Source organism: Roseateles sp. YR242 (assembly GCF_900109745.1).
Classification (GTDB): Bacteria; Pseudomonadota; Gammaproteobacteria; order Burkholderiales; family Burkholderiaceae_C; genus Roseateles.
In genome coordinates, this window is the sequence record NZ_FOAV01000001.1 from 254,467 (window position 1) to 273,950 (window position 19,484).

The following is a 19,484-nucleotide window of genomic DNA, read 5'->3' on the forward strand; positions in this document are numbered from 1 at the left end:
GAGGTGGCCAGGCTCACAGCGCCCGAACCATCTCCACGTGCTGGATGCCTGCTTCTTCAAACACCGGCCCACGCCGCTGGAAACCCGCCCGGGTGTAGAAGCCCTCGGCGCTGAGCTGCGCATGCAGCAGCACTTCGCGGTAACCGCGCTCGCGCCCGGCCTGCATGAGGGCATCCAGCACCTGGCGCCCCACCCGGCTGCCCCGCATTGGCGACAGCACCGCCATGCGGCCGATCTTGGCCACGCCCGGCACATGCTCCAGCAGGCGGCCCGTCGCCAGCGGACGGCCCATGCGGTTGTAGGCCACCGCATGAGTGCAACTGTCGTCCGCCGCATCCCATTCCATTTCGGCCGGAATGCGCTGCTCTTCCACAAAGACCGCCTGGCGGATGCGGTGAGCGTCTTCCCCCAGGGTGGCCCAGTTGCCCACCCGGGCCTCGGTCATCAGTTCGTTGCGCTCATAGCTCAGCAGCAGCTCGCGCAGGGCCTGAGGCACCGGCTGCGGCGTCCGGTTCTCCGCCTCTGCAAAGACATAAACCAGCTCGCCATGCACCAGGCACTCATCGCCCCGGAACACGGCACAGGCCACCGTCAGGGACGTGGTCCCCACACGCTCGGTGCGCACGCCAATATCCAGCAATTCGTCGTAGTGCGCCGCCTGCAGGTACTCCACGGAGGACTTGCGCACGAACAGGTCGCCGCCCAGGGCCTGCATGGTCTGCGCGTACGGTAACGCCAGCGCCCGCCAGTAACCACTCACCGCCGTGTCGAAATATGTCAGGTAGTGGCCGTTGAAGACGATTTGCTGGGCATCGATTTCGGCCCAGCGCACCCGTAGCCGCTCCATGAAGCGGAACCGCTTTCGGGTGGGGACAGGCGTGACGGTAGGGGCGTTGCTCATGGTGTGCCGATCTCTTCCAGGTGGAACGCGCGCCGCAGCGCCTGGGCACAGGCATCCAGCGCCAGTTCGGCCTCCGGAATGCTGCGGCCCATCTTGATGAAGTCGTGCGTCACGCCACGATACAGCTCCAGCTGCACCTCGTTGCCGTTGGCGCGCAACAGATCGGCGTACGCCACCCCCTCATCGATCAAGGGGTCCGCTTCGGCCAGGATGAGACAGGCCGGCGCCAGACCCTCATGGTCCTCGGCGTTCAGGGGCGCAAAGCGCCAGTCATCCCGCTGCGCGTCCGCGAGGTACTGGTTGAAGAACCAGGCAATGGTGTCCGCCTCCAGCAGGTGGCCCTGGGCGAACTTGCGGTGGGAATCCGTGTCCGCATGCGCCGTGGCACCCGGGGTGATGAGCAATTGCAAGGCCAGGGACTGGCCCAGCTCGCCCTGGATGTCCCGCGCATGCAGGGCCGTGACCGCCGCCAGCGTGCCGCCGGCACTGTCCCCGCCCACCGCCACGCGGGCAGGGTCCAGACCCAGCGAGGGCGCCGCCTGCATCAGCCAGCGCAAGGCGGCCCAGCAGTCATCCACCGCGGCCGGAAAACGGTTCTCGGGTGCGAGCCGGTAATCCAGGGCCACCACCGCCGCCCCCGAGCGCAGCGCCAGTTGGCGGCACAGGCTGTCGTGGGTTTCCAGGTTGCCGATCACAAAACCGCCGCCATGGAAGTACAACAGTACCGGCAGCGGGCCCGCCGCCTGGTCCTGCGGGGCATACAGGCGGGCCGCCATCTCGCCAGCCGGCCCTGGAATGCGCAGGTTCTCAATGCGGGGCAGCGGCGCACGCGGCAAATCGAGGATCTCGGCGCCCATCAGATAGGCAATACGGGCCTGCTTGGGGGTGAGGCTGTGAAAGGCGGGGCGATTGGCGCGGTGGATACGCTCCAGCACCGCAGCCATGCGCGGTGTCAACAAGGTGCTACTCAACGGGAACTCCAAGGCTTAGGCTGCGGCCTTCATTGCTTGTGACAGGGGCCTGCGTGATGCGCGCATTCTCCCAGACTCATCCCTCGCCACCGACGCACCCTCCGCACAGCCCTTCCACCCGCCAGGAGACAAGACATGGCCCTGATCCAATATCTGACCCACGTCCACATGGAAGCCGGCGCCCGGCGCATGCTGGTGTCGGAATGCGCCCGCGTGGGCATCAAGCGCCCCCTGCTGGTCACAGACGCTGGCGTGAAGGCGGCCGGCGTGCTGGAGCTGGTGCTGGAATCCTGGTCGCTGACACCGCCCCCGGTCTATGACGGCACGCCGCCCAACCCCACCGAAGCCGCCGTCCTGGCCGCCGCCACGCTCTACCGCGAGCACCAGTGCGATGGCCTGATCGCCGTAGGCGGCGGCTCCAGCATCGATCTGGCCAAGGGCGTGGCCATTGCGGCCACCCATGAGGGCCCGCTCACCCGCTACGCCACCATCGAAGGCGGCGCCGGCAACATCACCAGCCGGGCGGCTCCGCTGATCGCCATTCCCACCACGGCAGGCACCGGCTCGGAGGTGGCCCGCGGCGCCATCATCATCGTCAGCGACGGCCGCAAGCTGGGCTTTCACAACTGGGAACTGCTGCCCAAGTCCGCCATCTGCGATCCGGAACTCACACGGCGCCTGCCGCCGCTGCTCACCGCCGCCACCGGCATGGACGCGATTGCGCACTGCATGGAGACCTTCATGTCGTCCGCCTTCAATCCGGCCGCGGACGGCATCGCGCTGGAAGGCCTGCGCCGGGGCTGGCGCCAGGTGGAACGCGCCACCCGGCACGGCGACGATATGGACGCCCGCCTGGACCTCATGGCCGCCAGCACGCTGGGCGCCCTCGCCTTCCAGAAAGGCCTGGGCTGCGTGCATTCGCTCAGCCATGCGCTGGGCGGGCTGATGCCCAAGCTGCATCACGGCACGCTCAATGCCGTGTTCCTGCCCACCGTGATCCGGTTCAATGGCGCGCACGACAGCATGCGCAAGGACGACAAGATCGCCCGCATGGCGCATGCGATGGGCCTGCAGGAAGGCACCCCCACCGATGAACTGGCTGCTGCGGTAAAGGCGCTCACGGCCCGCTTGGGCCTGCCTACCGGGCTGGCGACCATGGGCGTGACGGCGGATCTGTACGACCAGATCATCGCTCGTGCAGAGCGCGACCATTGCCACAAGACCAACCCGCGCGAGGCCAGCCACGCGGACTATCGGCGCATGCTGGAAGAGTCGATGTAGGCCCCCGCCCCTGGAGGCCGTATACGGAGCCCGCATACGGAGCCCGCATACGGAACCTGCCTACGGAGCCTGCTCTCGGCGCCTCCACGCGCCGCCTCAGCCCCACACCTCAATGCCGCGGGGGGCGATCGACCTCGGTGTTGCGGGCCGGCCGGATGGCCGGCACGTCGGTACCGGCGGTGAAATTGCCGGGCCGTGCGGTCAGCAGCACCGCCAGCAGGTCGGTCACCTTCAGGGGTTTGTAGAGCAGACGGCTGAAACCCGCCGCGTCCGCCTTCTCCTGCGTGATCTCCGGGCCGCCCGCGGTCAGGCAGACGTAGGTGGCATGCCGGCCGTCTTCGGCATCGATGACCTTGGCTTCGGCCACCACTTCCAGGCCATTCATGTCGGGCATGTCGAAGTCCACGAACACCAGTTCCGGCCTGAACAGCTTGGACAGGCGCAAACCCACCCGGCCACTGTAGGCCACGGCGGTAGCGCACCCATAGCAGCGAAACAGCTCGCTGAGGGTGCGGGCACCTTCAGGGTCGTCGTCGATGACGAGCACCCGCAAGGCGGTCGGCGGAACATCGGTCATGCGTCAAAACTCCGGGTAAGCGTGGCCACCGGACAACGTTTTGTCCGGTAGCGAACCCACCGGCAAAACACGTGCCTGAGCACCCCCTCCTAAACCCCCCCTGTACCCCCTGTGCGCGGCGATACATTCCCAAAGTTAGGCTGCCCAAGGCCCGCTCAGGTCGCGAACCCGAGGGCGGAGCTGTAACCGTGTGCAGCCGAAAAACGGGTCGAGACCCAGCCAAGAGAGAGCGTCGGGAGAATGTTATGAGCGTACTGGAGGAAAGCGTCGCCGTGGTGCCGGCCGAGCATCTGAATGCGATGCTGATGGCGCTGCACGCGCTGCGACGCGGTGACCCCGACATCCGCCTGCCATTCCATTGGACCGGCGTGGCCGGCAAACTGGCGGACGCCTTCAACGAGGTGGTGGAGCAGAACGCCAGCATGGCCGCGGAACTGGCTCGCCTGCGCCAGGTGGTGGGCAAGGAAGGCCGACTGAAGCAGCGCGCCTCGCTGCCGGAGATGCGCGGCTTCTGGGGCGAATCGATCGAATGCATCAATGCCCTGATTGACGACCTGGTTCACCCCACCAGCGAAGCCGCCCGTGTGATCGGCGCCGTGGCCGAGGGTGACCTGACCAAGAGCATGGCGCTGGAAGTGGACAACCGCCCGCTGCAGGGGGAGTTCCTGCACACCGCCAAGACCATCAACCGGATGGTGGAACAGCTGGGTGACTTCTCCGCGGAAGTGACCCGCGTGGCCCGCGAGGTGGGCACCGAGGGCAAGCTCGGCGGCCAGGCCAAGGTCAAGGGGGTGGCCGGCACGTGGAAGGACCTGACCGACTCGGTCAACTCCATGGCCTCCAACCTGACCAGCCAGGTGCGCAACATCGCCGACGTGACCACCGCCGTGGCGCAGGGCGACCTCTCCAAAAAGATCGAAGTGGACGTGAAGGGCGAGTTCCTCACGCTCAAGAACACCATCAACACCATGGTGGACCAGTTGCGAAGCTTCGCCTCCGAAGTGACGCGGGTGGCGCGGGAGGTGGGCACCGAAGGCATTCTGGGCGGCCAGGCGCGGGTGGAAGGCGCCTCCGGCACGTGGAAGGACCTGACCGACTCGGTCAACTCCATGGCCGGCAACCTGACCAGCCAGGTGCGCAACATTGCGGACGTGACCAAGGCGGTGGCCGCCGGTGACCTTTCCAAGAAGATCACGGTGGACGTGAAGGGTGAAATCCTGGAGCTGAAGAACACCGTGAACACCATGGTGGACCAACTGCGGTCCTTCGCGGCGGAAGTGACCCGCGTGGCCCGCGAAGTGGGCACTGAAGGCAAGCTCGGCGGCCAGGCCGACGTGCAAGGCGTGGCCGGCACCTGGAAGGACCTGACCGACTCGGTCAACCTGATGGCCTCCAACCTGACCAGCCAGGTGCGCAACATCGCGGACGTGACCAAGGCGGTGGCCGCCGGTGACCTCTCCAAGAAGATCACCGTGGACGTGAAGGGCGAAATCCTGGACCTCAAGGCCACCATCAACACGATGGTGGACCAGCTCTCCTCCTTCGCCTCCGAAGTGACCCGCGTGGCTCGCGAAGTGGGCACCGAAGGCAAGCTCGGCGGCCAGGCCGATGTGCAGGGCGTGGCCGGCACGTGGAAGGATCTGACCGACTCGGTCAACTCCATGGCCTCCAACCTGACCAGCCAGGTGCGCAACATCGCGGACGTGACCAAGGCGGTGGCCGCTGGCGACCTCTCCAAGAAGATCACCGTGGACGTGAAGGGCGAGATCCTGGAGCTGAAGGCCACCATCAACACCATGGTGGACCAGCTCTCCTCCTTCGCCGCCGAAGTGACCCGCGTGGCCCGCGAAGTGGGCACCGAGGGCGAACTGGGCGGGCAGGCGGACGTGCAGGGCGTGGCCGGCACGTGGAAGGATCTGACCGAATCCGTGAACTCCATGGCCGGCAACCTGACCAGCCAGGTGCGCAACATCGCGGACGTGACCAAGGCGGTGGCCGCCGGTGACCTTTCCAAGAAGATCACCGTGGACGTGAAGGGCGAGATCCTGGACCTCAAGGCCACCATCAACACCATGGTGGACCAGCTCCGTTCCTTCGCGGCGGAAGTGACCCGCGTAGCCCGCGAGGTGGGCACCGAAGGCAAGCTCGGCGGCCAGGCCGACGTGCAGGGCGTGGCCGGCACCTGGAAGGACCTGACCGAGTCGGTGAACTTCATGGCCGGCAACCTGACCAGCCAGGTGCGCAACATCGCGGAAGTGACCACCGCCGTGGCCGCCGGTGACCTCTCCAAGAAGATCACCGTGGACGTGAAGGGCGAAATCCTGGAGCTGAAGAACACCATCAACACGATGGTGGACCAGCTCCGCTCCTTCGCAGCAGAAGTGACCCGGGTGGCCCGCGAGGTGGGCACCGAAGGCAAGCTCGGTGGCGAAGCCGATGTGCAAGGCGTGGGCGGCACCTGGAAGGACCTGACCGACTCGGTCAACCTGATGGCCTCCAACCTGACCAGCCAGGTGCGCAACATCGCGGACGTGACCAAGGCGGTGGCCGCCGGTGACCTCTCCAAGAAGATCACCGTGGACGTAAAGGGCGAAATCCTGGACCTCAAGGCCACCATCAACACGATGGTGGACCAGCTCTCCTCCTTCGCGTCCGAGGTGACCCGTGTGGCACGGGAAGTGGGCACGGAAGGCCGCCTGGGCGGTCAGGCCACGGTGCGCGGTGTCAGCGGCACCTGGAAGGACCTGACCGACAACGTGAACTTCATGGCCGGCAACCTGACCGGCCAGGTGCGCGGCATCGCCAAGGTGGTGACCGCCGTGGCCAACGGTGACCTGACGCAGAAGCTGACGGTGGAGGCCAAGGGCGAGATCGCTGCGCTGGCCGACACCATCAACAGCATGACGGACACCCTGGCCATCTTTGCCGACCAGGTCACCACCGTGGCCCGCGAAGTGGGCGTTGACGGCAAGCTGGGCGGCCAGGCCAAGGTGCCCGGCGCCTCGGGCACCTGGAAGGGCCTGACAGAAAACGTCAACGAACTGGCGGCCAACCTGACCACGCAGGTGCGCGCCATTGCGGAAGTGGCCACCGCCGTGACGCAGGGTGACCTGACCCGCTCCATCACGGTGGAAACGCAGGGCGAGGTGGCCTCGTTGAAGGACACCATCAACGAGATGATCCGCAACCTGAAGGACACCACGCAGAAGAACACCGAGCAGGATTGGCTCAAGACCAACCTGGCCAAGTTCAGCCGGATGCTGCAGGGCCAGAAGGACCTGGTCACCGTGGGTGAGCTGATCCTGAGCGAGCTGGCCCCGGTGGTGGGTGTGCAGCAGGCCGAGTTCTATGTGCTGCGCATGTCCGGCGAGACACCGCGACTCAAGCTCTTCGCCAGTTACGCCTCCGGTGGCCAGGCCACGCACGGCAAGGAGCTGGACCTGGGCCAGGGCCTGGTCGGCCAGTGCGCGCTGGACCAGGAAAAGATCCTGCTCACCAACGTGCCCGGCACGGCCTTCCGCGTGGCCTCCGGCCTGAGCGAATCCGCCGCGATGGAGGTGCTGGTGCTGCCGGTGGTGTTTGAAGGGCGAGTGCGGGGTGTGCTGGAGCTGGCTTCGCTGGAGCGTTTCAGTTCCACCCACCAGGCCTTCCTGGATCAGTTGACCGAATCCATCGGTATCGTGATCAACACCATCGAGGCCAGCACACGGACGGAAGATCTGTTGCTGCAGTCCCAGTCCCTGGCCGAAGAGTTGCAGCGCCGTCAGCAGGAATTGCAGCAGACCAACCAGGAACTGCAGGACAAGGCCCGCCTGCTGGCCCACCAGAACCAGGAAGTGGAGCGCAAGAACACCGAGGTGGAACAGGCACGCCAGGCGCTGGAAGAAAAGGCGGAACAGCTGGCGCTGACCTCCAAGTACAAGTCGGAATTCCTGGCCAACATGTCGCACGAGCTGCGTACGCCACTGAACTCGCTGCTCATCCTCTCCGACCAGCTTTGCAAGAACAGCGACGGCAACCTGACCCACAAACAGGTGGAGTTCTCCAAGACCATCCACGCGTCCGGCAACGACCTGCTGATGCTGATCAACGACATCCTGGACCTGTCCAAGATCGAATCCGGCACGGTGGCGGTGGACGTCAGCGAGCTGCGGCTGGACGAGCTGCAACGCACGGTGGAGCGCAGCTTCCGCCACTTCGCGGAGTCCAAGCATGTGGGCTTCAGCGTGGAAATCGAGCAACCGCTGCCCAAGTCCCTGGTGACCGACGTGAAGCGGCTGCAGCAGATCATCAAGAACCTGCTGTCCAACGCCTTCAAGTTCACCCATCACGGCCAGGTGAAGTTCACCATCAGTGCAGCCGACAGCGGCTGGTCCCTGGACAACGACACGCTGCAGCATGCCGGCCCGGTGATCGCCTTCTCGGTGGCGGATACCGGCATCGGCATTCCGCCGGACAAGCAGCAGATCATCTTCGAGGCCTTCCAGCAGGCGGACGGTTCGACCTCGCGCAAGTACGGCGGCACCGGTCTGGGCCTGGCCATCAGCCGGGAGCTGGCACGCCTGCTGGGCGGTGAGATCCGGCTGGTGAGCGCACCGGGCAAGGGCTCCACCTTCACCCTCTTCCTGCCGGCCAGCTACAGCCCCGCGCGGGTCTCGCGCCATGCACGGCCCGGCAACCCCCAGCAGTTGCCCGCCGATGTCGCCAGCGCCGCCGAACTGGCCGAGGCCACGGTGCAACGGGCAGCGAGCCGCGCGTTGCGGCGCTCGACGGCCCAGACGGAGCCCGCCAAGGAGGTTTCCGTCGGACGTGAGCTCCGCCGCGAGCATCAGGAGCCGGTGCAGGACAGCGTGGTGTTCGCCAACGTCGCCAAGGACGACCGCGGGGACATCGCGGCTGGCGACCGCGTGCTGCTGATCGTGGAGAACGACATCGCCTTTGCCGAGGTGCTGCTGGAATCCGCCCGCCAGTCCGGCATGAAGGGCCTGGTGGCCACCACCGGTGCCGGTGCCCTCACCATGGCGCAGGAATACCACCCCAGCCTCATCACGCTGGACATCTTCCTGCCCGACATGCAGGGCTGGCGCATCCTGGACCGGCTCAAGTCGGACCCGGCGACACGTCAGATCCCCATCTGCGTGGTGTCGACCGATGAGTCCCGCGACCGTGCCCTGCGCGCGGGCGCGCTGGGTTTCCTGAGCAAGCCCCTGCAGTCCCGCGATGCCGTGGACGCCGCACTGCGCGAACTCTCCCGCTACGTCGACCAGCAGACCCGACGCCTGCTGGTGGCCATGCCCGCCGGGCCGCATCGCGACGAGCTGCTGGCGCAACTGGCCCCGGCGGTCGAAACGATCTTGGTCGACAACCTGGAGCAGGCCCGCGAAGCGATCCAGGTGGCGGACGCGGCCCTGATCGACACGCACTACAGCCCCTTCACGCCCGGCGAGGCGCGCGACGTGCTGGAGCAGCGCAGCCGCACGGTCGCGATGCCAATCGTGGCGCTGAACACGGCGGGCGGGCGCGATCCGGACCACCCATGGGCGCGCGCCCATGCTGGCCTGTCTGTCCATCTGGCCACCGACACCACGCAGGCCCTGGCCCATCTGGGCCTGTTGCTGCACCGCCCCGCTGCGGACCTGAGCGACCAGGAGCGACAGGCTTTGCAGTCGCTGCGCGATGCCAGCGGCTCGCTGAGCGGCAAAAAAGCGTTGATCGTGGATGACGACATGCGCAACATCTTTGCGCTGGCCACCGTGCTGGACAGCCATGGCATGACCATCGTCTCGGCTGACAATGGCCGGGAGGCGATCCGTCTGGTCCAGGAGGACCCGACCATCGACATCGTCCTGATGGACATCATGATGCCGGAGATGGACGGCATGGAGACCATGCAACAGATCCGCAAGCTGCCGCGCGGGCGTGAGCTGCCCATGGTGGCGGTGACCGCCAAGGCCATGAAGGGTGACCGCGAGAAATGCATCGAGGCGGGCGCGTGGGACTACCTCTCCAAGCCGGTAGATCCCAGCCACATGCTGACGGTGCTGCGGGGATGGCTATGCCATTGACCGGCCTGCTGGAAAGCGATGCGAACGCGCCGCAAGAGCGCGCGAACATCCTCATCGTGGATGACTTGCCTGAGAAGCTGCTGGTCTTTGAGACCATCCTCGCGGACCTCGGCCAGAACCTGGTCATCGTGCGCTCGGGCAGCGAGGCGCTGCGCGAGGTGCTGCGGCGGGAGTTTGCCGTCATCCTGATGGATGTGAACATGCCCGGCATCGACGGGCTGGAGACGGCGCGCCTGATCCGGGGCTATCGCCGGTCGGCCCATACGCCCATCATCTTCGTGACGGCGTATGCGGACGAGCTGCAGACCTCGCAGGGGTATTCACTGGGCGCGGTCGATTACATCCTGTCGCCGGTCATCCCCGATGTGTTGCGCAGCAAGGTACGGGTCTTCGTGGACCTGTACAACATGCAGCAGCGCCTGCGCCAGCAGGCCCTGGAGCGCATCGCGATCGCACGGGCCGAGGCGGCGCAGCGGGCTGCGGAGGAAGGCACGCGCCGTTCGATCTTCCTGGCCCAGGCCGGCCGGGAACTGGCGGATTCGCTGGACGCCGATGTCGGCATGCGCCGCCTGCTGGCCTTGCTGGTGCCGCGATTTGCGCCGCGCGCGCTGCTGTGGCTGCGCGACACCGGGCGGGGCCATGAACGCGTGCTGCGCTGCGAGGCCCCCGCCCTGGAGGGCGAGGCGCCGCTGTACTTCGAAGGGCGGGACGATGTGCTCTCCGAAGTGTTGTACGGCAGCACCCGCGACACGCTGGAAGCCTTGACCGGCAGCGGCGCCAGGCCGGACGAGGAATCCCCCTCTCGGCTCACCCTGCCCCGCCGCGATACGGGGCATGGGGTGGTGCTGCCGCTGATCACCGGCGAACGCGTGCTGGGCGGCCTGCTGCTGTGCGACCCGCACCGTCCGCCGGACTGGCCCACGCTGGAAGAACTGGCCAACCGTGCCGCCATTGCCCTGGAGAATGCGCGCCTGTACGGCGCCTTGCAGGCCGAGATTGTTGAACGCCGACAGGCCGAGGCCAACCTGCTGGAAGCCAGCCGCCGCAAGGACGAGTTTCTGGCCATGCTGTCGCACGAGCTGCGCAATCCGCTGGCGCCTATCCGCAATGCGGTGGAGGTGATGCGCCAGGTCGGCGCGGGGGCGGACCCACGCCTGACCCAGGCCGTTTCGGTGACGGACCGGCAGGTCAAGCACCTGACCCGCCTGGTGGACGAGTTGCTGGATGTGGCCCGCATCAGCCAGGGCAAGATCGTGCTGAAGACCGAGACGGTGGACCTGCGGGACCTGGTGACGCAGGGCCTGGAGCCGGTGCAGCCGTTGATGGCGGCGCAGCAGCAAACCTTGATGGTCAAGATGCCAGACGGCCCGGTGTGGATACGCGGCGACGGTGCCCGGCTGATCCAGGTGGTGACCAACCTGCTGCACAACGCCGCGAAGTACACCGGACCGCAGGGCCGCATCGAACTGAGCCTGGAGATCAACGAGCAGGGCATCGATCTGCGGGTGCGCGACAACGGCCGGGGTATTGAGCCCGAGCTGCTGCCGCATGTGTTCGACCTCTTCGAGCAAGGCCCACGAGGGTTGGACCGCAACCAGGGTGGCCTGGGCGTGGGCCTGACACTGGTGCAGCGGCTGGTGCAACTGCACCAGGGCACGGTGGCAGCGCGGAGCGAGGGGCCGGCACAGGGCTCGGAATTCCATGTGCATCTACCGCCGCAACTCGTGGAGGAGGACCACGCAGCCGTGCCCCTGCCAGTGGCGGGTACCACTGCTTCTTCCGGCTGGGCGGAGGGGCACAGCGCACAGCCCGCCCGGGACTGCCGGGTGCTGGTGGTGGACGACAACCGGGATGCCGCCGACTCCATGGCGGTGTTCCTGGAGCTCGCGGGTTTCGAGACCGGTGTGGAACTGGACGGCCCGGACGCCATCCGCCGATGCACGGCGGAGCGTCCCCGTGTGGTGTTGCTGGATATCGGCTTGCCTGGGCTGGACGGCTATGAAGTGGCCCGCCGGATCCGTTCGCTACCGGAAATGAACGATGCACTGCTGATCGCCCTCACCGGCTACGGCCAGTTGGACGATCGGCGCCGTGCCCATGAGGCCGGCTTCGACGTTCACCTGGTCAAGCCGGCGGATCCGGATGCGGTGGTGGAGCTGATCGAGGAATGGCGGCAGCGGGATCAAAGGGATCAACGAGAAGGGCTGCCGGATGGCGGCGTGGCTGCGGTGAGTTCATAGATACGCATTGCCTCCTCAATCGCCCCGGCACCGGAGTGCCAGGGCTTGCGTCGCCATCAGCCGTGTTTGGCTTCGAAGAACTGCTCGTCTTCCGTCGAACCCTTCAGTGCCGCCGTAGAGGCCTGTGCTTCGATGGTGGTGGTGACCGCGTCAAAGTAGCCGGTGCCCACCTCGCGTTGGTGCTTCACGGCAGTGAAGCCCTTCTCGGCAGCCGCGAACTCAGCCTCCTGCAACTCCACAAAAGCGCTCATGTTGTTGCGGGCATAACCATAGGCCAGGTTGAACATCGAATAGTTCAGGCTGTGGAAGCCAGCCAGCGTGATGAACTGGAACTTGTAGCCCATGGCGCCCAGCTCGCGCTGGAACTTGGCAATGGTGGCGTCGTCCAGGTTCTTCTTCCAGTTGAAGCTGGGCGAGCAGTTGTAAGCCAGCAGCTTGCCCGGGAACTTGGCGTGGATGGCCTCGGCAAAGGCCTTGGCAAAGGCCAGGTCCGGCTTGCCGGTTTCACACCAGATCATGTCGGCATACGGGGCATAGGCCAGGCCACGGCTGATGGCCTGCTCCAGACCGTTGCGGGTCCGGAAGAAGCCTTCCACGGTGCGCTCACCGGTGCAGAAGGGCTTGTCGTTGTCGTCCACATCGGTCGTGACCAGGTCACCGGCTTCCGCGTCGGTACGGGCCAGCAGCACGGTGGGCACGCCCATGGTGTCGGCCGCCAGGCGGGCGGCCACCAGCTTGGCCACGGCTTCGCGGGTCGGCACCAGCACCTTGCCGCCCATGTGGCCGCACTTCTTGGCGGCGGCCAGTTGATCTTCAAAGTGCACGCCTGCTGCACCCGCCTCGATCATCGACTTCATCAGCTCGAACGCGTTGAGCACGCCGCCGAAACCGGCTTCAGCATCCGCCACGATGGGTGCAAAAAAATCGATGTCGCTCTTGCCTTCGCTCCACTGGATCTCATCGGCACGCTTGAAGGTGCTGTTGATACGGCGCACCACCTTGGGCACCGAATCCACCGAATACAGGGACTGGTCGGGATACATCTCGCCATTGCTGTTGGCATCCCCCGCCACCTGCCAGCCTGAGAGATAGATAGCCTTCAGGCCGGCCTTGACCTGCTGCATGGCCTGGTTGCCGGTCAGCGCCCCCAAGGAGTTGACGAAAGGCTCCGTGTTCACCAGCCCCCACAGCTTCTCCGCGCCTCGCTTGGCCAGGGTGTGCTCAATGGGCAGCGACCCGCGCAGGCGAACCACGTCGGCTGCGGTGTAACCGCGCTGGATGCCCTTCCACCGGGGGTTTTCGGCCCAGTCCTTTTCGAGGGCGGCGATCTGCTGTTCACGGGTCGGGTTGGTCATGGTGAGCTCCTGTCTTGAGTTGATTGAAGGCAAAAAAGAGGACTTGCTTGGACTCAAGATTAGGCGGCGGCAGCGCGGCCGTGGAGCTCCATGTCTTATATAAGACTCAAAATCTTTTCCTTAAAAATCAACAACTTGAATTCAAGAAACCGTATGGCGAAAGTGACTTCTCCATGATGAGAAATTTTGCGGCGGCGCAGCACGGCCATTTTTTGCATAACGGCTCATCGATTTCATGATCTGAAAAACGTTCAGTTGCCATTCCTATTTCCGCAAATTCCGACGACTCCCATCCGTGCGCATCCCATCAATGCAAGAACTTGTGCAACCCGAAGCGGCCTTCGAGCCACTACGGCGCTGCATGTCGCGGAATTCCGTTGCCGGCATGCTGCAGCCCCGGCCACGTCGGTGCGCTCCCCGCTTGGCGCAGTGTTTCGCGCGCCCTGCGTCGCGGGTGGTGTATCGGCATCTTGGCGACATGCGGACGAGGCTGCGGCAAGCACGCCGGCTTCTCACTCATCTCACAGGAGAATTTTCATGATTCCAGCTCTCATCGGCAGTCTTGCCCAAGGTGCTGTCAGCCAGGTGGCCGGCGGCGCACTGCAACAAGTCCTGGGCGGGGGCCAAGGTGGCGGCCAAGGCGGCGGCGCCATGGGCGGTGGCCTGGCGTCCGGCCTGCTGAACAACGTCATTGGCGGCCTGACGGGTGGCCTGATCTGAGCCTCCCGGCCCAGTTCTCACTCTCGTGATGGCGGCGGCCTCCGCCGCCATCATCCGGGCGCTGCCCCCTCCCGGGGGCAGCGCCCTTTTCTTTATGGAACCCTGCACACTCCTCGCGGGAGTCAGGCAGGGGGGTCACGCTTGTGGCGTCACTCCAGCTTCAGCTTCTGGGTGTCCACCACCTTCTTGTAGACCTCGTATTCCGCTTTGATCTGGGCAGAGAACTGCTCCGGCGTGTTGGCCACGACGATGGAGCCAGTTTCTTCGATGCGCTTCTTCACTTCCGGCATCTCCACCGTTTTGCGCACCGCCTCGTTGATCTTGCTGACCACGTCCTTGGGCAGATTCTTCGGCCCATAGACCCCATAGAAGGCCATGCGGTTCACCGGCTCCAGGCCCACTTCCTTGAACGTGGGCACATTGGGCAGCACAGCCAGGCGCTGGGGCGCCGCCACCGCAATGGCGATCAGCCGGCCGTCCTTGATGAAGGGCAGCGCCGACGGCAGGTTGTCAAAAATCATCGGCACCTGGCCCGCGACCGTGTCATTCAGCGCCGGGCCCGCGCCACGGTACGGAATGTGGGTCACGAACACCCCCGCCAGGCTCTTGTAGAGCTCCATTTGCAGGTGGCCGATGCCGCCCGTGCCGGAGCTTGAGTAGCTGTACTTGCCGGGGTTCTTCTTCAGTTCCGCCACAAAACCCTTGTAGTCCCGCGCCGGGAAGGACGGGTGCACCGCGATTACGTTGGGCGTGGCCGCGATGTTGATGATGGGCGTGAAGTCCGTCAGCGGGTTGTACGGCACCTTGGGGTTGATGGCCGGGTTGGCCGCCGTGGTGGACACGGTGGCCACACCCAGCGAATAACCATCGGCCGCGGACTTGGCCGTCTCATTGGCACCGATGATGCCGCCGCCCCCGGCCTTGTTCTCCACGATCATCGTCTGGCCCAACGGGCCGTTGATGCTTTGGGCGACCGTGCGGGCAATGATGTCGGTGGTACCGCCGGGGGCGAAGGGCACCACCAGCTTGACGGGCTTGGTCGGGAAGCTTTGTGCGAGTGCCAGGGTGCTGCACAGGCTCAGGCTGCCCAGGAGCAGGCCGTGTTGGAACAACTTGCGACGGTTCATGGTCTCCTCGATGGGGAAGGAAGGTAATCCCCCCAGCTTAAGGAGTGAGGCACCCCAGGAGCGCTAGCGGAATTACGTATGGTCGCAACTTTGACGAAGGGCCCACTCGATGTGTTCCGCCAGCAACGGTGAGGCGTCCGGAAGTGCGGTGGTCAGCGCCGCGCGCAGGTCTGCCCGCAGGTCGGCAGGCAGCGTCTGGCGCAGGGCGTTGCCTATGGCCACCGCGATGTTGCGGCGCCACCGGGCGTGGCCAATGCGGCGGATGGCCGAGCCTTCGGTCCGTTTGAGGAAGGCGGCTTCGTCCCAGGCCCACAGATCAAGCAGCGTGGCGTGGCCGAGGGGCTCGCGCCAGTCAAAGTCCGGCAGCGCGTTGCGTTGGGCAAACTTGTTCCACGGGCAGGCGAGCTGGCAGTCGTCGCAGCCGTAGATGCGATTACCCATGGCGGGCCGAAGGGCTTCCGGAATGGGCCCGTCCTGCTCGATGGTCAGGTAGCTGATGCAGCGCCGCGCATCCAGGCGGTAGGGCGCGACGATGGCGCCCGTCGGGCAGGCGTCGAGGCAGGCGCGGCACTGGCCGCAATGGGCCGTGACCGGCTCGCTGGGCGGCAGGGCCAGGTCCAGATAGATCTCGCCCAGGAAGAACATCGAGCCCACCTCCCGATGCAGGGTCAGGGTGTGCTTGCCCCGCCAGCCGATGCCGGAGCGGCTGGCCAGTTCCACCTCCAGCACGGGGGCGGAGTCGGTGAAGACGCGGTGGCCCAGGGGCCCCACGGCGGCCTGGATACGGTCCGCCAGCTGTTGCAGCCGCTGGCGCAGCACCTTGTGATAGTCCCGCCCCCGGGCGTAGAGGGAGACCTGCGCGCGCGCCGGGTCAGCCAGGGCAGCCAACTCCTGCTGCTGCCAGTCCGCCGCCAGCGTGGCGGGCAGGTAATCCATGCGCGCTGTGAGCACACAGATCGTGCCGGGCACCAGCTCGGCGGGCCGGGCGCGTTTCATGCCGTGGGCGGCCATGTAGTGCATCTCGCCATGAAAGCCTGCATCCAGCCACGCCTGAAGTCCGGCTTCGGCATCCGCGAGATCGACGTGAGCCACGCCAATCTGTGAGAATCCGAGCTCAAGCGCCCAGGCGCGGATCTGCCCCGGCAGCGCGTTCAGCGCTTCAGGGGTACGGTCAGGAGCGTTCAGCAAGGATTCCATAGGTTTTGAGCATTTTAGAAACCCGCCAATACCGTTGGCCTGATGAAGCCGCCTGCGAGCATTTTGCGCAGGCGTTGGCCCGGTGTCCGCAAGTGTCGGACCTCAGCATTGAACTCGACGGCGGCCTGGGCGCCGGCAAGACCAGCCTCGTGCGGCATCTGCTGCGGGCGCTGGGTGTGACCGGTCGCATCAAGAGCCCCAGTTACGCGGTCGTCGAAGACTACCAACTGCCCGCGCTGAACGGCCTGCCCGCCCACCATTTCGACTTCTACCGGTTCAACGACCCGCGTGAATGGGAAGACGCGGGCTTTCGTGACCTCTTCGCGGCCCCGGGCCTCAAGCTCAGCGAATGGCCCGCCAAGGCGGCCGGCATGCTGCCGCCGCCTGACCTGCACCTGACCCTGGACGTGGCCGACGACGACAGCCGCGACATTCGCGCCGAGGCGCACACGCCACGTGGCGTGGCCCTGCTGGCAGACCTGACCCGACAACTCGATCAAGCATGACTGGAGATACCCGGCCCTCGGCCCCTCGCCGCCGCGCCCTGCGCCAAATGGGTGCCCTGGCGCTCAGCGTGCCGGTATGGCCGGCCACCCTGCCCTCGGCCCAGGCCGCAGCCACCAGCGCGGCTTCCATCATTGCGGTACGGGTATGGCCCGCGCAAGACTACACCCGGGTCACGCTGGAGTCCGACCGCGCCCTGGCGGCCAAGAGCTTTTTGGCGGCCCACCCTGACCGGCTGGTGATCGACATCGACGGGCTGGAACTCAACCCGGACCTGCGAGAGCTGCTGGGCAAGATCCGGCCGGACGACCCCTTTATTTCTGCCGTGCGGGTGGGCCAGAACCAGCCCCGCGTGGTGCGCATCGTCTTTGACCTGAAGCAGCCCATTGCGCCCCAGGTGTTCACCATCGAGCCGGTGGCGGCCTACAAGAACCGTCTGGTGCTGGACTTGTATCCGGCGCAGGAACGGGATCCGCTGCTGGACCTGGTGCGCGGCAAGGAGGCGGCCGAACAGGCGGCGGCGCAGTCGGTGCAGGACGCCCTGGGCGAGCTGATCGACAAGATCGCCCGGCCGCAGACGGCAGCCTCCGAGGCGGAGCACGCCGTGGCTCCGAAGCCCCCTGCACCGCGCCCGGCGCCCAAGCCACCGGGCATCCAGCCGCCGCCGGCGCAGCCCGCCCCGCCGTTGAAGGAAGTGGCGCCGGAGATGAGCCAGGCCAAGCTGGACCGGCTGATCGTGATTGCGCTGGACCCCGGCCATGGCGGCGAGGATCCTGGCGCCATCGGCCCCAGCGGGCTCAAGGAAAAGGACGTGGTGCTGGCCATTGGCCTGAAGCTGCGTGACCGGCTGAACAGCAATCCGCAGATCCGGGTGATGATGACCCGGGACGCCGATTTCTTCGTGCCTTTGGGGGAGCGGGTGCGCAAGGCGCGCCGGGTGCAGGCCGACCTGTTCGTCTCCATCCATGCCGATGCCTTCATGACGCCCAAGGCGCGGGGCGCTTCGGTGTTTGCGCTCTCAACCGGCGGCGCCAGCTCGACGGCGGCTCGCTGGATGGCGGACAAGGAAAACGCCGCGGACATCGTGGGCGGCGTGAACACCAAGGGTGTGAAAGACGCCGCTGTGCTGCGCGCGATGCTGGACATGAGCACCACCGCGCAGATCAAGGACAGCATGAAGCTGGGCGGCGAGGTGCTGGGCCAGATCGGCAAGGTAGGCAAGCTGCACAAGGGCAGCGTGGAGCAGGCCGGGTTTGCGGTGCTCAAGGCGCCGGACGTGCCCTCCATCCTGGTGGAGACGGCCTTCATCTCCAACCCGGAGGAAGAGTCGCGCCTGAAGGATCCGGACTATCAGGATCAATTGGTCAAGGCGCTGGCGACGGGGATTGCGCGCTACTTTGCGAAGAATCCGCCGTTGGCGGCGAGACATCGGTCGCTTTGAGGCGGTGAACCCCGGTGAAGAGTGGTCAATAAAAGATAGAACACCTCACCAGCCCCTTCCCGGCAGGCGCGGAGCGAAGGAGGATGCGGGCCTCCCGCGTGCGCCCCAGGCGCGCGCCCTCCCCCATCATTTGCCGCGTCGACCTTGTGCTGGAATTTCTCGGGATCACCAAATCACCACGTGAACGATTGGCCTACATTGAATTGCGCGTGCAGTTCATGGGCTCCATCAAACGAAACGACCTGGTCCGGCGCTTCGGCATCAAGCATGCTGCCGCATCGCGCGATCTGTCCCTGTACACAGACATCGCACCGGCCAACCTCTGCTACTGGCCATCCACCAAGAGCTATCACCCCACCAGTGACTTCAGGCCACTGTTCCAGCTTCGCCAGGACCGGGTGATCTCCTGGCTGCTCCATGGTTACGGCGACGGCGTGGACCAGACGCCCGCGCACGAATTCGTGGCGGAAGACCTCTCCCTGCCGCTCCTGTTCGACACCGCCGTCCTGTCCACCATCACCACCGCGCTCCACGCGCGACGAGCCCTGTCGCTGGCCTTGAGCGGCGACCCATCCCCTCAGCGCAGCTTCATCGCCACCCCCACCGCACTTTTCAAGGCAGGCACAGCCCTGTATGTACGTGTCTTTGATGAGGACCGCTACGACCACCTGACCCTGGCACTCCCCGCCATCGCGCAGGCTGCGCCCGCTGGAGGGGTCGCGCCGGTCCGCATCGCCCTGCCGGTGGACCGGCAGTGGCAGGATGAATTGCTGCTGGATCTCCGAGTCCACCCGGCCTCTCTCGAACCCGCTCTCGTGGAGATGAGTCACGGCCTGCTTCATGGCATGCGCCATGTGAAGGCCCGCGCGGCCACGGCGGGCTACCTGCTGCGGGCCCACGCCGTGGATTGCAGTGCCCATCAATCACTGCCGGCAGCCTCACATCCGCTCTACCTGGCCAACCGATGCATTCTTGCCCGGGCTGAAAGCGCGTGTCTGGCGCCTGGGTTCGACGCCCATCCATGAACCCATGACGACAAAGGGAACCTCCACGTCATCCCCGGTGAGCCGAGGTGCAGAGGTTCCCAGGGTGACCGCCGACGTGG

At 66.1% G+C, this 19,484-nt stretch carries 13 protein-coding genes; 7 read left to right on the plus strand and 6 right to left on the minus strand.

The features are described from left to right. Window positions 1–13: 13 nt before the first annotated feature. Complete coding sequence (locus BMY53_RS01140) at window positions 14–901, minus strand: YbgC/FadM family acyl-CoA thioesterase (RefSeq protein ID WP_092942719.1); 888 nt, start codon at window positions 899–901, stop codon at window positions 14–16. Then, window positions 898–1,845 carry an alpha/beta hydrolase gene (locus BMY53_RS01145; RefSeq protein WP_092942722.1) on the minus strand — a complete coding sequence of 316 codons (948 nt, stop codon included), beginning with the start codon at window positions 1,843–1,845 and terminating at the stop codon, window positions 898–900. The genes BMY53_RS01140 and BMY53_RS01145 overlap by 4 nt, the downstream gene beginning before the upstream one ends. 162 nt (window positions 1,846–2,007) lie before the next feature. On the opposite strand from BMY53_RS01145, the gene BMY53_RS01150 reads away from it, so the two are divergent. Next, window positions 2,008–3,153, plus strand: coding sequence for an iron-containing alcohol dehydrogenase (locus tag BMY53_RS01150; RefSeq protein WP_092942725.1), 1,146 nt, complete (start codon window positions 2,008–2,010; stop codon window positions 3,151–3,153). Window positions 3,154–3,262: 109 nt separating this feature from the next. On the opposite strand, the gene BMY53_RS01155 is transcribed toward BMY53_RS01150, so the two are convergent. Beyond that, the gene (locus BMY53_RS01155; protein ID WP_092942728.1) at window positions 3,263–3,730 is read right to left on the minus strand and encodes a response regulator; all 468 of its coding nucleotides are present in this window, start codon (window positions 3,728–3,730) and stop codon (window positions 3,263–3,265) included. 245 nt (window positions 3,731–3,975) lie between these two features. On the opposite strand from BMY53_RS01155, the gene BMY53_RS01160 reads away from it, so the two are divergent. After that, window positions 3,976–9,795 carry a HAMP domain-containing protein gene (locus BMY53_RS01160; protein ID WP_092942731.1) on the plus strand — a complete coding sequence of 1,940 codons (5,820 nt, stop codon included), beginning with the start codon at window positions 3,976–3,978 and terminating at the stop codon, window positions 9,793–9,795. Continuing rightward, window positions 9,780–12,035 carry a hybrid sensor histidine kinase/response regulator gene (locus tag BMY53_RS01165; RefSeq protein WP_255369975.1) on the plus strand — a complete coding sequence of 752 codons (2,256 nt, stop codon included), beginning with the start codon at window positions 9,780–9,782 and terminating at the stop codon, window positions 12,033–12,035. The genes BMY53_RS01160 and BMY53_RS01165 overlap by 16 nt, the downstream gene beginning before the upstream one ends. Window positions 12,036–12,091: 56 nt before the next feature. Here the strand turns inward: BMY53_RS01165 and aceA are convergent, their stop codons facing one another. Then, complete coding sequence (gene aceA / locus BMY53_RS01170; RefSeq protein ID WP_092942734.1) at window positions 12,092–13,390, minus strand: isocitrate lyase; 1,299 nt, start codon at window positions 13,388–13,390, stop codon at window positions 12,092–12,094. Window positions 13,391–13,927: 537 nt separating this feature from the next. Between aceA and BMY53_RS01175 the strand changes: the two genes are divergently transcribed. Next, window positions 13,928–14,110 carry a hypothetical protein gene (locus BMY53_RS01175; RefSeq protein ID WP_092942737.1) on the plus strand — a complete coding sequence of 61 codons (183 nt, stop codon included), beginning with the start codon at window positions 13,928–13,930 and terminating at the stop codon, window positions 14,108–14,110. A gap of 149 nt (window positions 14,111–14,259) precedes the next feature. Here BMY53_RS01175 and BMY53_RS01180 read toward each other — a convergent pair whose 3' ends face one another. Both BMY53_RS01180 and queG read right to left on the minus strand, forming a co-directional pair. Beyond that, a complete protein-coding gene (locus BMY53_RS01180) occupies window positions 14,260–15,237 on the minus strand; it encodes a tripartite tricarboxylate transporter substrate binding protein BugE (RefSeq protein WP_092942740.1) in 978 nt (325 codons plus the stop codon). Between the two features lie 72 nt (window positions 15,238–15,309). Further along, the gene (gene queG, locus BMY53_RS01185) at window positions 15,310–16,434 is read right to left on the minus strand and encodes a tRNA epoxyqueuosine(34) reductase QueG (RefSeq protein ID WP_092942743.1); all 1,125 of its coding nucleotides are present in this window, start codon (window positions 16,432–16,434) and stop codon (window positions 15,310–15,312) included. Between the two features lie 5 nt (window positions 16,435–16,439). Between queG and tsaE the strand changes: the two genes are divergently transcribed. From tsaE to BMY53_RS01200, 3 genes are all read left to right on the plus strand, one after another. Continuing rightward, a complete protein-coding gene (gene tsaE, locus BMY53_RS01190; protein ID WP_092942746.1) occupies window positions 16,440–16,940 on the plus strand; it encodes a tRNA (adenosine(37)-N6)-threonylcarbamoyltransferase complex ATPase subunit type 1 TsaE in 501 nt (166 codons plus the stop codon). After that, on the plus strand, window positions 16,937–18,379 hold the full coding sequence (locus tag BMY53_RS01195) for an N-acetylmuramoyl-L-alanine amidase (RefSeq protein WP_092942749.1): 1,443 nt from the start codon (window positions 16,937–16,939) through the stop codon (window positions 18,377–18,379). The genes tsaE and BMY53_RS01195 overlap by 4 nt, the downstream gene beginning before the upstream one ends. 188 nt (window positions 18,380–18,567) lie before the next feature. Beyond that, window positions 18,568–19,404, plus strand: a complete 837-nt coding sequence (locus tag BMY53_RS01200; protein WP_092942752.1) for a BrxR family helix-turn-helix transcriptional regulator — start codon at window positions 18,568–18,570, stop codon at window positions 19,402–19,404. Window positions 19,405–19,484 lie beyond the last annotated feature (80 nt).